Here is a 16,003-nt window from a genome sequence, read left to right as displayed (position 1 = left end):
ATCGTTATTAAACGACTGTAAATTCTTTGCTCGAATGTGTTAATACTTTGATGCCGCTATCTGTAATAACGATATCATCCTCGATTCGTACTCCGCCCAATCCAGGCACATAGATACCTGGTTCGACCGTTACGACCATGCCCGGCTCCAGAATATCATCACTTGCCTTCGACAGACGTGTAGATTCATGCACTTCAAGACCCAGACCATGACCGGTACTGTGTCCGAAATTGTCTCCATAGCCATGGCTTGCGATAATATCCCGGGTCAGCGCATCTGCTTCACGGCCTGTCATTCCCGGCTTAATATGTTCGAGTGCGTGAAGCTGCGCCTTAAGTACAATATCGTAGATCTCGCGCAACTGAGGCGCCAAATCCCCTTGTGTAGCCACAGTACGTGTCAAATCGGAGCAGTAGCCATCCAGCAACGCACCAAAATCAAACGTAATCAGCTCACCTGCTTGTACTAACTTTGCACTAGCTACTCCATGAGGCAATGCCGATCGAACTCCGGATGCCACAATCGTGTCAAATGAAGAAGAAGTAGCTCCCTGCTTGCGCATGAAGAATTCCATTTCCAGATCCAGCTCACGCTCGCTGACTCCTGGTTTGATGTAAGGTAAAATGTGTGCAAATGTAGCATCTGCCAAATCCGCTGCCCGTTGCATCACTTCCAGCTCTTCCACATCCTTGTACACCCGCAGCTTTTCCACAATGCCCGATACCGGAACCAGCGTAATAGGTGACAGATCTTGGCTATAAGCTTTATGTGTCGCAACAGTTACATCATCCTGCTCAAAGCCTGTTTCGCTAATCTGATGGGAGGACAGCAATTCTTTCACTGTTTCCATGACCTGCGCAGCGTGCTGCACTACCGTAAAGCCTTGGGCTTGTTCAGCCGCTTGTGTCATATAACGAAAGTCAGTCAGCAAATAGCTATGGGATTCTGTAATCAGCACATAACCCGCTGAACCTGTGAAGCCTGTCAAATATCGACGATTGACAGGGCTAGTAATCAGCATAGCCCGCAGATTATGCTCGCCCAGCGCCTGCCGCAACTTTAGCACCCGGTCATTCTTCATCTTCATTCCGCTCCCCTCTGTCAAATAACCAAATGCTATTTTAACACAGGGGATAGGCGCTTGAGAAGTTTTTGTTACGTTCTGTCCCCAGCCTTCTCAGGCTCGCGCATCCTTTCATCCGTATACTCGACAGCGACGGTATATCCGATAAATAGTCCCCACAATAAAAATACACAAATTTCCGTATATATGGAATTCCACGTTAACCGATTTGGAGGCTTCATCATCCCCAACTTAGGGCCAGTTAACACAAATAAAACAACCCACCAAATCAGACCATATATAATGCCGGGTATAGGGCCATTAAATCTGCGTAAAATCAGTGTGTACACCAATGACGCTACCACGGATAATGCAATAAAAAACAGCAGTCCTACCAGATGTCCTGCCATGGTGTTCATGAACGAATGCTTGAAAAACGGCTCTGCCAGAAAGCTGGGCGCCACTACTGTAAAGTGCAGCGTATAAAACAGCCAGCGCAGCAATCCCCAGAGCAACCCGGCAAAAAAGCCCAGCTCAAGCGCAAAGGGAATAAGCGGTGTATGCACTTTGCCTGACTGTTGTCTGCCTCTACTACTGTTGTCATCATTACGTTGATCTTGAGTTTCACGAGACTGCTTCTGATCATGACCTAGTTTGGGTATAGAGTAAGTTTCGCTCATATAGGATCTCCTTTCAAAATGCATACATTTTTCTCGTGGTAGAGGCTCATGGTTATAAGGAAAAACATGTACCTCCATTGGGATTCATGCAATCCATTTTGAAAGGTAGTATGCTCCAATCGGGGGCAGTTTAATAATGAAGTTGAAGAGTGAATTTAATAATCTTTTCATTGACAAGATTTTAATTCTATCTCATAATATAATGATGAAAATGATAATCATTATCATTTTATAATACATATATACAGGAGAATATAGTCTATGAAAAAGGGATTAATCGGATTCTTATTGTTACTTACTTTTATGCTCACACTAACAGGCTGCGGAGCAGCTGACAAAGCAGCGGATAAAGGTCAGGCAGCTACGTCGGGCAGCAACCCCACTGAAGCAGCGACCGGTCCAGTGACAGTAAATCATAATCGTGGTGAACTCACGCTTGACAAACCCGCGCAGCGTGTCGTGGTGCTTGAATGGACATTTACGGAGGATTTGATTGCCTTGGGCGTTCAGCCAGTTGGTAATGCGGACAATGCCAACTATAAGGTGTATGTGACTCCAGAGGCGGCTTTGGACAGTAACGTGGTCGATGTCGGTACACGCAACGAGCCTAATCTGGAGGCAATCGCTGCATTAAAGCCGGATCTCATCATATCCAACTTTGATGGGAATGAGGCTATCTATGAGCAACTCAAGGCCATCGCACCGACAATCGAATATAATTTGAACGACGGTAACGGCTACGACTATGATAAGATGGTAAGTATTTTTAACAGTATCGCAGTCGCTCTTGGAAAAGAGGATAAAGCAAAGCAAGTGCTTGCCGAACTGGATCAGCATTATGCCGAAGCCAAGCAAAAACTCACCGCGGCAGACAAATCGAATTTCCATTTTCTACTGACACAGGCTTTCACTTCGCAAAATGCAGCCAGTCTGCGTATGTTTTCGGATAATTCAGTTGTCGTAGGAACACTGGCGAAGATCGGTTTGGTTAACGATTGGAAACCAAGCAAGGTTGAATCATATGGCTTTTCAACGGTAGGCATTGAAGCTCTGTCAGCTGTTCAGGACAGTAACTTTATCTATATTGTACAGCCGGATGATAATGTTTTCGGCTCATCTATGAAAAATAATTCTGTCTGGAATGGTCTAAATTTCGTCAAAGAAAAACGTACCTATCCGTTGGCCAGTACAACATGGACGTTTGGCGGCCCGGTCTCCTCAAAGGGACTGGTTGATCAAGTTGTCGGGGCAATCACACAATAAGTTTGATCCAACGATACCGCCCAGATTATAACTAGGTGATATTAAGCATTTATGGGGACGGCCAAGCCGCTCTCATAAATGCTTTTTTAAATCCGTGGTATGCCCCCCCACTCCTAGGATTTCACCTTCTCCGAAATAACTATTTATCCTTTTCAAAAGTTAAAAATAGCAGGTCACCATATCCCAATTTCGTCTAACTAGATATTCCCTTCCAAATTCGATACAATATACAAAAAAGCATGTATTAAGAGAGGTGAGACGGTTGTCACAAGCATCCAAGCCTGTGAGCTACGGCGGTCAGGCAGTCATTGAAGGTGTCATGTTCGGCGGCAAGCGTGTCAATGTCACGGCAGTTCGCCGCAAATCTGGCGAAATCACATATTTGGAAGTACCACGCAAGGAGCAATCCTGGGTGTCCAAATTCCGCAGAATTCCGTTGTTGCGTGGCATTGTCAGCATTATTGACTCCAGTGCCAAGGGCACTAAGCATTTGAACTATTCAGCCGATGCATATGCTGATGATGAAGTAGATCCAGAAGAACGTGCTGAACAAAAGAAAAAAGAGGAATCCCGTTGGAGCCTGAGCATGATGATCGGTGTGGCTGCGGTCGGTATATTGTCCTTCCTCTTTGGTAAAATTGTATTAACCCTTGTTCCAGTCGTTGTTGAGAATTTCCTGTTTGGCGGTTTGTTTCACAATCAGATTTTGCATAACCTCGCGGAAGGAGCTATTAAGCTGATTTTGCTGCTGGCTTATTTATGGGGGATTTCCCAAACTCCGTTAATCAAGCGATTATTTCAATATCATGGTGCGGAGCATAAAGTAATTACTGCATTTGAAGCAGGTGAAGAACTGACTCCAGCCAACGTACAAAAATATAGCCGACTGCATTATCGCTGCGGCAGCAGCTTTATTATGCTCACTGTGATTATCGGGGTACTCGTCTATTCCCTGTTTACTTACGATAATCTGTGGGAACGCATGGGGCAACGTCTTTTACTGCTTCCGATTGTGCTGGGGCTTTCTTTTGAGTTTCTCAAGCTAACCAATGCACTACGGGAAATTCCAGTGCTTCGTTATCTAGGCTACCCCGGCCTGTGGCTGCAACTGCTTACCACCAAAGAACCGACCGATGATCAAGTGGAGGTATCGATTGCCTCTTTTAAGCGTATGCTTGAATTGGATGCTGAGTTGGAAAATGTACCTGTAAAGGAGACTCTCAACAGTCCGGTCCTTGATCCTGTGAAAGGATGAGTGAATGATGTACAGACATGCCGTTATTTTCTGGCTTACCCTTGCTTTGGGTGCATATGGAATTGTGGATATGCTATGGAAAGGTAGCTGGGGCTTTCTTATGAGTTTACTGATTCCCGTCTTAGTTTTTGCAGTTATATTTTTGCTGTACAAATACCAACCAGGACAGCGGAAGCGAACACCTAAAGTTAAGCCCTCTGCGCGCACCATGGCCAAAACAGCCAGTGCACGTAAACAGCAGACTACAAGCAAACGCAAATCGTATCCTTTTCATGTTATTGAAGGTTCCAAGGGCAAAAATGAAGAGGAACAACCCAAATACCATTAATCATTATCATCCTTTAAAATGTAGCACAAAGGAGCCATCACCCGTGTTTTGATATGACCGGGATGAGGCTCCTTTTTTACTTTTTTAAAATAAACTTTAATTACAATAAGTGTGTCTTATTTCATGGCGTACATGGTATCTTTCATCAATTGATACTTACTATACTGCTGCTGGTAAGAAGTAATGCTCCATTTGTGGAAAAAAGCTTCTCCTGCCTGCACTCCGGAAGCATACAATAAATCACTTTGCTCTGGAGAAATGCTGAATTGTGCTGTGCGGATACCCAAAGTTGGAATTTTAATCGTCCGATACCGATTCTCCTGCTCAATATACCGTTCATCATGTGCCGACAGCATTGTATCAAAAATAGCCTGCAGCATGGTCAATGGGCCCCGTATATAAGAAACCTTGGTCTCTGTTCCTGTTTTGCCCACCATTTGAAACCCTACCGTTGGAATCGTTTTGGCTTCTCGTTCATTTACAGGCTCATCAAAAAGCCACAAAGGCAAATTGCTGAGCAAAGCCCCATCGACAACAAATACAAATTGCTGGGAAAAGGTTTTTCCCTTGGCAAGTGCAGAATCAAGTCTTAACATAACAGGATCAAAAAAATAAGGGATACTGGTACTCATCCGAATGGCCTTAGCTACCTCCAGTGAAGAGGGGTTTATCCCAAAACGTTTGATATCTTCAGGAAGCACCAAAATGCGTCCATTCGTGATGTCTGATGCAATAATGCGCAGCTTACCAGGAGGCAAATCCGCAAACGTACGCACTCCCTTAGCTCGTAACAGCTCGCGTACCCAATGCTCCAGTGCCTCCCCGGAGTAGAGCCCTTTTTTAAGAAAGATACGTGCTGCTGGCCCAACCCACTTGATGTTGAACACTGGAGAACGTCGTAACAACTTGACCAAGGGAGTTTTCTCAATTACGGCTTTCATTTCATCCGCTGTATATCCCGCAGCCAATAAAGCAGCTACAATGGCACCTGATGATGTACCTGCCAACCGATTGAATACAATTTCATGCTCCTCCGCAGCCTTCACTGCACCCGCCAGCGATATTCCCTTAACCCCTCCACCCTGGAACACAGCATTGATCAGCATAGATCAAAAAACCTCCGTTCTCTTGGGAGTAAGCAGTTCTACTGCTTATGTATGAGAACGGAGGTCCATATAGAACCTAAATGATCCAATTTATATCATAATTGATAATAATTTTGAAGAAGTTGAATGAGTCCGTATGGATTTTTGCGCAAATGCTGTGCACTAAAATAAATATCGCCTTTGACCTGCTTATAATTCTCGTTCAGTTCAAGCTGCTTAATTAACTCTTGAGCTGATTGCCATCCTTTTTCAGGAGTGCCGATTTTATAAGGGGAATGGCCAATATACAGTTTAACATCTGAATTTTTGACCTCATTAGACCACCATGCGACAAGTTTGTCATAGCCAGCCGCCGGGAAGCCGATACTCCAGTAAATTTGTGGCGCTACATAATCAATCCATTCATTGTTAATCCAAGTTCTTACATCTGCAAACGTCGTATCATACGCAGTAACGCCAGCCTTGGTATCTGAACCCGTTAAGTCTTGGGATTTGTTGCGCCACACCCCAAAAGGACTAATCCCGAATTGAACTTTCGACTTGCTGGCATGAATGCTTTTGCCCAAATCGCGAACGAAACTATTCACATTATCTCTACGCCAGTCACCTTTGTTAGAGATTTTGTTGGCGTTATATGCTTTGAAGGTCGCATCATCATCAAAAGTCCCGCTGTAAGGATAAAAATAATCGTCCAAATGAACACCGTCAATATCATAACCGTTTACGACTTCCATAATTGCAGCAATGACATGCTGACGTGCAGCCGGAATTCCTGGATTGATGTACAACTGGCTGCCATTCTTAACAATCCAATCCGGATGTTGATTAGCCACATGGTTTGCTGCCAAACTGCTGGTTGTTCCTGTAGAATTAGCACGGAAAGGATTAAACCAGGCATGGAATTCCATCCCTCGCTTATGTGACTCGTTAATCATAAATTTCAACGGATCATAGCCTGGATTTTTACCCTGAGTATTCGTTAAATACTTGCTCCATGGCACAAGATCAGACGGATAGAGCGCATCACCGCTGGCACGAACCTGAACGAATACTGCATTAATTCCCATGCCCTGCAGATCATCGAGCATTTTTGTAAACTCTTGCTTTTGCTTCTCGGAGCTGCTTCGAGCAGCAGAAGAAGGCCAATCTCCATTAATGGTGGAAATCCATGCTCCTCGCATCGAGGTTGTAGCCTTTACCTGAGCCACATTTTCCTGGGAGGAACCTGAGCTGTCCTCATTAGTAGATGTGGAAGATGCGTTGGCAACGTCCTGTCCATCATCCTTGGCTCCCTGATCCGTGATTACACTTTCCTGATTGCCAGACGCTGATGTATTTGATGATGAGCTACTGCTTCCCACGGAAGAAGTGTTCCCACTAGTAGAGGCACCTTCTTTACCACTGCTTAACGTAATCACCCGTTCTGAGGCTTGCCAGTCTACTTTTAAGCCCAGCTCTTCCCCAACAAAACGCAGGGGTACCATGACTCTCCCGCTTGACATACGCGCAGATGCGTCCAATCGAACCGACTTTCCATTTACAGTAGCGCTTTGGGCCCCATTCTCCATAGATATATTTTTGTTCTGTGCTGTAATCGTTACTGTACCAGACGAAGCTGACCAGTTGACCTGAGCGCCTAACCCCTCACTAATTACACGCAATGGAACCATCGTGACATTCGCTCCCTGCACAATATACGGTGACGCATCACTTTGCAGGGACTGTCCATCCAATATAATCTCAATCTCACCAGATGATGCTGCTTGAACTCCAGGCACGATGGCAGTCTGTACTGCTAAGAGCAGACCTGCAGCCATTAGCCCTATTTTCTTCCGATTCATATCGTTACAATCCTCCGCTAACCCTGTTAATTTTAACCCCTATCTTGTCCTGCTATATAATGGATAGACGCTAATAACCGGTTATTTGTTGCGGTCAGGACAAATAAAAAAGCATCGTCCGTAAGGACAGATGCTTTTAGGAATCACCACTCAATTCCTTGTGTATGTCATGAAGCTGGCGCAAGCGATCTTCATCTCGGCGAAAATATTCAACCAATGTCTCGATACGGGTAATGGAATCCCAGCTTAAATGATGTTCAATACCTTCCACATCTTTATATATCAGGTCCTTGTCAACCCCAATCATATCCAGAAATTGCTCTAGTAACTGGTGGCGGTCAACCAACCGTTTGCCGACCTTTTTCCCTTTCGGTGTCAAAATCAGTCCCCGATACTTCTCGTATACAAGATAATCGTCCTTATCCAACTTCTGAATCATCTTGGTGACGGACGAAGGATGCACCTCCAAACCCTCTGCGATATCCGAGACACGAGCATATCCCTTCTCATCGATCAGTTGGTAAATGCGCTCCAAATAATCTTCCATGCTTGGCGTTGGCACTTGTTTCCCTCTTTTCTGTTATTGAACGGGCGCTTACCGCCTTCATTTCCTGCATTAAACCTACTATGTAATGATACATGTTATCATCGCTCATTGGCAAGTCTCGTCCCTCCACTCACATCTATTGCCACGATTTGTTCAATTTAAGCCGGGTACACTAACCATGTCGCCCCTGTATCGTTGATTTCTGTGGAGATGCGTTAGAGTTGGACACCAGAGCACTGAGAATTATTCGAAAGGAGCGTTAGCCATGTCTACGCTTGAGCGTACTCCTGTCCAAACCAGAGGAACCAAGCCCTTCATGCCCGACTTGGTGTTTTTTGAACCAGACGCGCTGAATTATCCCAAAGGTCAGCGTATTATGGATTGGGTCAAGGCCAAGGATATTCCGTATCGGATGACGACCTTTCACAACCGAATTACCAATTTACCAGGTGAAACCGAAGTTGAAAAATACCGAATGGCAAAAAAGACACTGGTTGTTGGTATCCGTAAAACATTAACTTTTGACCAATCCAAGCCCTCTGCCGAATATGCCATCCCTATTTCGACTGGTTGCATGGGGCACTGTCACTACTGTTATTTACAAACAACATTGGGAGCAAAGCCATATATTCGCATCTATGTCAACACTGACGATATCATATCAGCAGCTAGAGCCTATATCGAGGAACGCGCGCCTGAAATTACTCGTTTCGAAGCAGCCTGTACCTCCGATCCGGTTGGTTTGGAGCACATCACTGGATCGCTTGGAGACTTGATTCGTTTTATGGCAGATGAGGAATTTGGCCGACTTCGTTTTGTTACTAAATATCATCATGTTGATCCATTGCTGGATATTCAACATAACGGTCATACTCGCATCCGCTTTAGTATTAATTCCGATTATGTTATAAAACAGTTTGAACCTGCGACTTCGCGCTTCGCTGAACGTATTGAAGCAGCAGGTAAAGTCGCACGAGCCGGTTATCCACTAGGGTTCATTATTGCCCCCATTATTTGGTATGACGGCTGGGAAGAAGGCTACGGAGAGTTGCTGCGTAAATTGGGAGAAACCTTGCCTCAGCATGCTACCCAAGATCTTACATTTGAATTAATTCAACACCGCTTCACCAAAACATCCAAAGCTGTTATTGAGAAACGTTATCCGAAAACCAAACTGGAAATGGACATAGAGAAACGTAAGAAAAAATGGGGCCGCTGGGGCCAAAATAAATATGTTTATCCCGATGAACAGCAAAATGCACTGCGAGAGTTTATCACAGAACGCATTTTTGAACATTTTCCTTTAAGTCGCATCGAGTATTTCACATAACTAGCATCCAATCCGGGGTAATTCGTTGTAAAAAAAGCGTAACATCTGTCATATGATCCGTTACCAGCAAAACGCCAGTGATTACAAGCAACATACCGCCTGTATGGACAAGGATGGAAGTATAACGGGAAGATAACCTAACAGTGCCTGCCAGCAAAGCTAATGCAAAAAACGGAATTGCAAAACCAAGTGCATAACCAGTAATCAGTTTGAACCAAACGTGATGCTCTACTGCCGCCAAAGCAATAATAGCTGTTAGCATGGGACCGATACAGGGCGACCAGCCTGCCGCAAACCCAATTCCGATTACAAAGGAACCGGCGTATCCGGCAGGCTTCCATGTCCAACGCAGCTTATGCTCTCTCATTAGAAATAAGGGACGTACCAAACCTAGAGATATCATACCCATGAGTATAATAAGAAGCCCCGCTACAACTCTTAGCGTATCCCCATAATTGGCAAACCATTGTCCAAGCAACCCGACACTTGCACCCAGTGAATAGAAGACAACCGAAAAGCCTAATACAAAAGCAAGCGTGTGTCCCATCGTACGATAACGAACCTCTGCCTTATGCCGCCCTTCAGCCAGTTCACGTGTTGACATTCCTGTTATGTACGATAAATAGGATGGATATAGTGGCAAACAGCACGGTGAAAAAAAAGAAAACAGCCCGGCAACGATGGCCAACCCGGCGTTGACATCTGACATCATTGTTTCCTCCCACCTGTTTTAGTGAATACGCAGATACAAGCCTACCTTTTAAAACATACGTATAGACAGAGAAAATTATGATGCAAGCCAAAAAAGCGTATGCCCGGGAACCTTGATTCCCGAACATACGCTCATTACGTTTTTACATAGCCTTTTACTTTACAACTGCGCCATTCGGCATACCTTCCGGTACAGTAGCCAATGTAAGCTGATCCCCATGGGATGCTGCCAAAATCATACCCTGTGACAGCTCACCCCGAAGTTTTACTGGCTTAAGATTGGTTACACAGATCACCTTGCGCCCAATGATATCTTCAGGCGTATAAAACTTCGCAATTCCTGATACCACCTGGCGCTGCTCATAACCGAGATCAAGCTGGAGCTTCAACAGTTTATCGGCCTTCTTCACAGGCTCACAGGCGACAACCTGAGCCACGCGCAGCTCTACCTTGGCAAAATCCTCAATGCCAATCTCTTCCTTCGTCTCCGGTGCTTCCTGGCTCCCCTCAGATGTATTCTGTGGTTGAGCTTGTGTAGCAGCTTCCTCCGGTTTCTTACCTCCAGTCATTGCTTCTACGATAAAAGCAACCTCTTGCTCAGAGTCCAGACGAGGGAAGATCGGATTCCCTTTGACCAATTGTGTTCCTTCAGGGATACGTCCATACTGCTTTCCGCTATCCCATGTAGTCAGCTTCCCTTGACGAATACCGAGCTGTTCCCAAATTTGATGAGGAGCACGCGTCAAGAAAGGCTGAAGTAAAATGGAAGCAATACGCAAGCTTTCTACCAAATGCACCATAACAGATGCCAATTCGCGGCGTTTTGCCTCATCCTTAGCCAGATTCCATGGCTGTGTTTCGTCAATATACTTGTTGCTGCGGCTAATAAATTGGCTAATCGCCGTTAAAGCTACGGAGAATTCCATATTTTCCATGGCTTCTTCTACTTTGCTATAAGTCAATGCTGCCATGTCTACCAAAGCTGCGTCGAATGAAGTTACATTAGCTTCATAAGCGGGAACTTTGCCGTCAAAATATTTGTCTACCATCGCCACGGTACGATTTAACAAATTGCCCAGATCATTGGCCAAATCCGAATTAACACGATCTACAAAACTTTCAGGTGTAAATGTTCCATCCGCTCCAAAAGGCACCTCACGCAGCAAGTAGTACCGAAGTTGATCTAAACCATAACGGTCAATCAGCGTTACCGGGTCTACCACATTGCCTTTGGATTTCGACATTTTACCATCTTTCATGAGTAACCAACCATGTGCAAATACTTTTTTGGGCAACGGGAGATCCAGTGCCATCAGCATGATTGGCCAATATATCGTGTGGAAGCGTACAATCTCTTTACCTACGATATGCACATTTGCTGGCCAGAATTTATCGTATAGTTCGGTATTGGAAGAGCCATAGCCTAAGGCTGTGATGTAGTTGGAAAGCGCGTCAATCCACACGTATACGACATGCTTCGGGTCCCCTTTGACCTTAACACCCCAGTCAAAAGTTGTACGGGAAACAGCCAAATCCTCTAGTCCCGGCTTGATGAAGTTGTTAATCATTTCTTTTTTCCGGGATTCCGGTTGGATAAACTGCGGGTTCTCTTCATAAAATTGCAGCAACCGATCAGCATACTTGCTCATGCGGAAAAAGTAGCTCTCTTCCTTGACCAGTTCAACAGGATGTCCACTATCTGGGCTTTTACCTCCAGTCACATTGCCTTCAGCATCCTTCACTACGTCAACAAGCTGAGTTTCTGTGTAGTAAGTCTCGTCAGGAATACTGTACCAACCTTCGTATTCTCCCTTGTAAATATCGCCTTGCTTTAATAAGCGATCAAAGATTTCCTGTACAACAGCCTTATGACGCTCCTCCGTAGTACGAATAAAATCGTCATTGGAAATGTCGAGCTTCCGCCACAGGTCTTGGATACCTGCCACAATATCATCTACAAAACGTTGTGGTGTTTTACCGGCAGCACTTGCCTTTTGCTCAATCTTTTGGCCGTGCTCATCCGTTCCTGTCAAATAACGAACTTCATAACCCCGCAGCCGCTTGTAACGAGCCATCGCATCACCCGCTACTGTCGTGTAGGCATGACCTATATGGAGCTTGTCACTGGGATAATAGATCGGTGTTGTAATGTAAAATGTGTTCTCACTAGACATGTACGTTCCTCCTGTTTTGTTCACGGCAGTAAAAGATCCACTGTCATGATAGGTACTCCAATTCATGAATTCGACACAAATTGGGCACAAAAAAGACCCCCGCCCCTATGGGACGAGAGTCACCTCACGCGTTACCACCCAAATTCCCTGTACCCTCGCAGAATACAGGCTTCATCGGTCAATCTGACCGTCCATTAACGCTGGATCACGCCTTCTCCTTACGATTGCCTCTTGAACACAGACTAATTATGGCAAATACGCTCGAAAAAGGTTCCTCCAGGACCATATTCAGGCTTCACACCAGACCGGTTTTCAGCTCACCCCGGCTCTCTGTACTGGACGACTTACCCTACTCATCCCTTCACAGGAAAACAATATTAACCAAAATATAACCAAATCGGCACGGCGCTGTCAAGTCAAGCCCTGCTCGGTATGGGTAGCCACACGATCCTTATTGGATTTATCTATCCCTTTTGTTGCAGGAGGGACCAGATCTACGCCACCTGGATGAAATGGATGACATTTAGCTATACGCTTTACAGCCAGCCATGAGCCTTTGAGCGCACCATGCACTTCTACCGCCTCCAGCGCGTACGCTGAACACGTTGGATAGAACCTGCACGTAGCCGGCTTTAAGGGTGAAATGTAAGCACGATAAAACTTAATTGGAGCTTTTACCACTCTGCGTGTGGTGATTTTCATTTTAGTAGCCCCCGTGGCTGTGAGTGTGACTGCTCGTCTGTCTGAAACCCCCATCTGCATTACTCTCAGTATGCCCATTCTTCTGCTGACAATCTTTACAATAGCCAAAAATTTCAAACTTATGTTCGACGATTTGGAATTGATCTGTCGGATCTGTCATTTGCATTGGACAAAAAGAAATCGGCAATGTTTTCTGACAGTTCAAGCAAATCATATGGTGGTGATGATGGTGCTCATTACAGCTCACTTTGAACTTCATCCCATCCTCAAAAGATACCTGCTCCAGCACACCCAATTCCTGCATTACACGCAGGTTGCGATAAACTGTATCAAAGCTAAGTCCGCTGTACTTCTTACCCATATATTCATAAACGTCTTTGGGGGACAGATACCCTTCATTCTCGGAAAATAACGTGGCCAACGTCTTGCGTTGATCTGTAATACGCAGCCCCTGAGCGGACATCGTTGCGATAATCTCATCCTTTGTCAGCATGCGTTTTCACCCTCCCCTGTCTGTAGTTTCAGGTTTTCTGATGCAGGCTTAGGCTTGCATCTATTCATTATACCACGATTAAAGTCAATATTATAAGAGATATTCATGCTACTCATCAGAAAAAGACGTTCTCCAGTGCTGCAACCAAGCTCGCATCAGGAGAACGCCTTTATTCTGCAAGTGACATCGACTTTTAAAACGGTGAATGATGAGACTCAAGTGGTCAAGGCCGGTAAACAACACCGGTTATTTCAAATTAGTTTTTAATAGCTGGCATAGGCATAACTACAATGGAAACTGGCAGATTACTACCTGCAGCTGCAGTGAAATACATCTCTACACTTTCTTCAATATGACCTGTGCGATACAGCACACTCATCTCATTCGGTGCTTGCACAGAGCCGTTGGTCGGAATACCCACAACCTGATTATTCACCATTGCATAGCCAGCATATTCGCCCCCACGTGGGTTGAACGCAATCAGTGAATATGGTGCTACATGGTCCAGCTTAACTTTATATACCACACCAAAGTTACCGGCATTAGAAGCAGAAGAACCGTCCAGACCGTCGGTACCAATCAGGTTCGGATCTACCTTATTATCACCAAGAACAATACGTTGAGCTGTTTTACCAACCTCTTCGGTATAATTGAGCGAGATATCCGAATTCGCGTACGTTCCACGGTTATGAATGCCGTCCTTAGGAAGTTTTGCCAGAGTAGGCAGCACTGTCAACGGATCTACATTGGCATCTAACACAACTACCGTGTATTGAATAGGTTGGTCCGTATACAAATCGGATAACAAAGAAATAACTTGCTTTTGTTTAATTTTTTGCGCATTCAAATCTTGCAAAATCACACGGCTTTCGCCCGGATTCAGCACTGTGCTGGAACGTTTGCTTCCATCCTGCATGGATTGAAAATACCGTTGAATCGAAACTTTACCCGCAGCTGTTGCAAATTCAGATGGACCGGCAAAACCGGAGTTTTCGACATTTATATTGGTTGGAGCGATATTGTTGTTGGTTGCAATCACATACATCTTCACATCGCGACCCGTTTCATTGACATGATGGACGAGTATGCGCGTACTACCTGATCCGGTTTCTTGATACACGATACCATCCTGGAACACACGTTCCGGGCTATTAGCACGAATCAGAAGACGTGGTGATGATGTACTTGTCACCGGAATAGTAGCCATAGTAGGCACCTGACTGCCATCTACACTGTATTTATCACCATATGGCGTGAAAATTTTATTGAAATCATCTTCGTTGTACAGCAGTTCATTCGTAATTTTAATTGTTTCACTTTTGGTACCTGTTGCGCCATGCTTATCAGTCACGGTCAAGGTAATGGTTACATCACCTGGCTGGAAGAAGGCAAGTTTCTTGTTCTCCCAATCACGCTTAGTGATAGCATTCTCGTCGTCAGTACTCAGATCGGTAATAGTGATTTTTTCACCCATCTTGTACTCTTTTTTATCCGTTGTAAACAGAGCTACTGGCGGCTGGTTTGGCGGCCTTACTGTAATTGTTACTGAGTAAGGATCACTCCAGTTTCCAGCAGAGTCAAGAACGGAATAGGTAACTACATATGTACCCGGCTCCTGAAATACGTCCTGCTTACCTTCCCAACGTTGGTTCACAATCGGAAGACCTGTCGGAGAAGATTCCTTGGTCAAATACGTAACTTGAGTTTCACCCGCATAGATATCCTTTTGTTGAACCGTGAAAGAAGCTTTTGGCTTCTGATTCAAATCCATGATAACTTGTTTAGTCGTATTATTCACAGTATAAGGAATATTTAAGGCCTGTGTAATCGAGGTCAATGGCACCATAAATACGTTCTTTTGTTGGAAAGCCGGTCCCTTCATTTGTCTAGCTTCACCGTTAACCGTATAAACCTTGCTGTCTGTTTTGAAGCGCAGGACATTTGTTCCTTGGGTGATTACGGTTTCCTTGGTGGCTGTGTCATAACTAAACTGCAATCCGACACGGCTGACAAGGGATCGGATAGCTACATAGGAAACTCCGTCCTTGACTGTCATTGGCTGAGTTGCCGTGTATACCTGTCCATTTTGTTCCATTTTAGCACTGTTTAAATACAAAATCAGTTGATTTGCATTCATGGATGTTGGAGCTCCACCTGGATTGGTGATCGTTCCGTCTCCACCGTATACATCATTGGTTACGTTCGATCCGTTAGTGGTATCTGTAGGTAGCCCAGTCAATGGATCATTGGATACACCCGTGTTATCAGGTGTTACCGTATTAGCTGGTGTGCTTGTTCCATTTTGATCTCCGATACTATTCTGAACGCCGGAATCAGCAACATTGGTCGTCTGCTGGGCGCTAACCGAATCGGTGGATTGAACGCTTGTTGATGCTGCTTCTGCTCCTACAGGGGCTACTGCAGCCACCTGAGCTACCGCCAAGGCGGTGAGCATGGTCCATTTCTTGAAATTCATTGTCTGTCTCCTTCTATCCCCAAATTATTATCAT

The 16,003-nt window shown here is 45.0% G+C and carries 14 protein-coding genes; 4 read left to right on the top strand and 10 right to left on the bottom strand.

From position 1 onward, the window contains the following. Positions 1-7: 7 nt before the first annotated feature. Positions 8-1,081, bottom strand: coding sequence for a M24 family metallopeptidase (locus tag ABEW32_RS16095; protein ID WP_430190402.1), 1,074 nt, complete (start codon positions 1,079-1,081; stop codon positions 8-10). A gap of 74 nt (positions 1,082-1,155) precedes the next feature. Beyond that, the gene (locus ABEW32_RS16090; RefSeq protein ID WP_430189227.1) at positions 1,156-1,743 is read right to left on the bottom strand and encodes a YqhR family membrane protein; all 588 of its coding nucleotides are present in this window, start codon (positions 1,741-1,743) and stop codon (positions 1,156-1,158) included. A 261-nt stretch (positions 1,744-2,004) separates the two neighbouring features. Here ABEW32_RS16090 and ABEW32_RS16085 point away from each other — a divergent pair, with 261 nt between their 5' ends. The 3 genes from ABEW32_RS16085 to ABEW32_RS16075 all read left to right on the top strand — a co-directional run bounded on the left by ABEW32_RS16085 (position 2,005) and on the right by ABEW32_RS16075 (position 4,589). Continuing rightward, positions 2,005-3,006: an ABC transporter substrate-binding protein gene (locus ABEW32_RS16085; protein WP_430189224.1), complete on the top strand. Its 1,002-nt coding sequence runs from the start codon at positions 2,005-2,007 to the stop codon at positions 3,004-3,006. A gap of 262 nt (positions 3,007-3,268) precedes the next feature. Beyond that, positions 3,269-4,261: a DUF1385 domain-containing protein gene (locus ABEW32_RS16080; protein ID WP_430189221.1), complete on the top strand. Its 993-nt coding sequence runs from the start codon at positions 3,269-3,271 to the stop codon at positions 4,259-4,261. Between the two features lie 7 nt (positions 4,262-4,268). Continuing rightward, on the top strand, positions 4,269-4,589 hold the full coding sequence (locus ABEW32_RS16075; protein ID WP_430190399.1) for a hypothetical protein: 321 nt from the start codon (positions 4,269-4,271) through the stop codon (positions 4,587-4,589). 116 nt (positions 4,590-4,705) lie between these two features. On the opposite strand, the gene ABEW32_RS16070 is transcribed toward ABEW32_RS16075, so the two are convergent. The 3 genes from ABEW32_RS16070 to mntR all read right to left on the bottom strand — a co-directional run bounded on the left by ABEW32_RS16070 (position 4,706) and on the right by mntR (position 8,098). Continuing rightward, on the bottom strand, positions 4,706-5,695 hold the full coding sequence (locus ABEW32_RS16070; protein WP_430189218.1) for a patatin-like phospholipase family protein: 990 nt from the start codon (positions 5,693-5,695) through the stop codon (positions 4,706-4,708). Between the two features lie 95 nt (positions 5,696-5,790). Beyond that, on the bottom strand, positions 5,791-7,536 hold the full coding sequence (locus tag ABEW32_RS16065; protein WP_430189215.1) for a family 10 glycosylhydrolase: 1,746 nt from the start codon (positions 7,534-7,536) through the stop codon (positions 5,791-5,793). 136 nt (positions 7,537-7,672) lie between these two features. Beyond that, complete coding sequence (gene mntR / locus ABEW32_RS16060; RefSeq protein WP_007430946.1) at positions 7,673-8,098, bottom strand: transcriptional regulator MntR; 426 nt, start codon at positions 8,096-8,098, stop codon at positions 7,673-7,675. 250 nt (positions 8,099-8,348) lie between these two features. Between mntR and splB the strand changes: the two genes are divergently transcribed. Continuing rightward, complete coding sequence (gene splB / locus ABEW32_RS16055; protein ID WP_430189212.1) at positions 8,349-9,413, top strand: spore photoproduct lyase; 1,065 nt, start codon at positions 8,349-8,351, stop codon at positions 9,411-9,413. Here splB and ABEW32_RS16050 read toward each other — a convergent pair. The 5 genes from ABEW32_RS16050 to ABEW32_RS16030 form a co-directional block, all read right to left on the bottom strand. Further along, positions 9,406-10,122, bottom strand: coding sequence for a cytochrome c biogenesis CcdA family protein (locus ABEW32_RS16050; protein ID WP_430190396.1), 717 nt, complete (start codon positions 10,120-10,122; stop codon positions 9,406-9,408). The two genes, splB and ABEW32_RS16050, sit on opposite strands and share 8 nt — an antisense overlap. Before the next feature lie 157 nt (positions 10,123-10,279). Next, a complete protein-coding gene (gene metG, locus ABEW32_RS16045) occupies positions 10,280-12,298 on the bottom strand; it encodes a methionine--tRNA ligase (RefSeq protein WP_430189209.1) in 2,019 nt (672 codons plus the stop codon). A gap of 411 nt (positions 12,299-12,709) precedes the next feature. Next, positions 12,710-13,000: a membrane protein insertion efficiency factor YidD gene (yidD, locus tag ABEW32_RS16040; protein ID WP_430189206.1), complete on the bottom strand. Its 291-nt coding sequence runs from the start codon at positions 12,998-13,000 to the stop codon at positions 12,710-12,712. Position 13,001: 1 nt separating this feature from the next. Further along, positions 13,002-13,493, bottom strand: coding sequence for a Fur family transcriptional regulator (locus ABEW32_RS16035; RefSeq protein WP_430189203.1), 492 nt, complete (start codon positions 13,491-13,493; stop codon positions 13,002-13,004). A gap of 256 nt (positions 13,494-13,749) precedes the next feature. Next, positions 13,750-15,969 carry a copper amine oxidase N-terminal domain-containing protein gene (locus ABEW32_RS16030; protein WP_430189200.1) on the bottom strand — a complete coding sequence of 740 codons (2,220 nt, stop codon included), beginning with the start codon at positions 15,967-15,969 and terminating at the stop codon, positions 13,750-13,752. Positions 15,970-16,003: the final 34 nt, after the last annotated feature.

Origin of the sequence: Paenibacillus jamilae (genome assembly GCF_050482105.1) — a bacterium.
GTDB lineage: Bacteria > Bacillota > Bacilli > Paenibacillales > Paenibacillaceae > Paenibacillus > Paenibacillus jamilae_B.
This window is presented reverse-complemented; position numbering and strand designations above follow the sequence as displayed.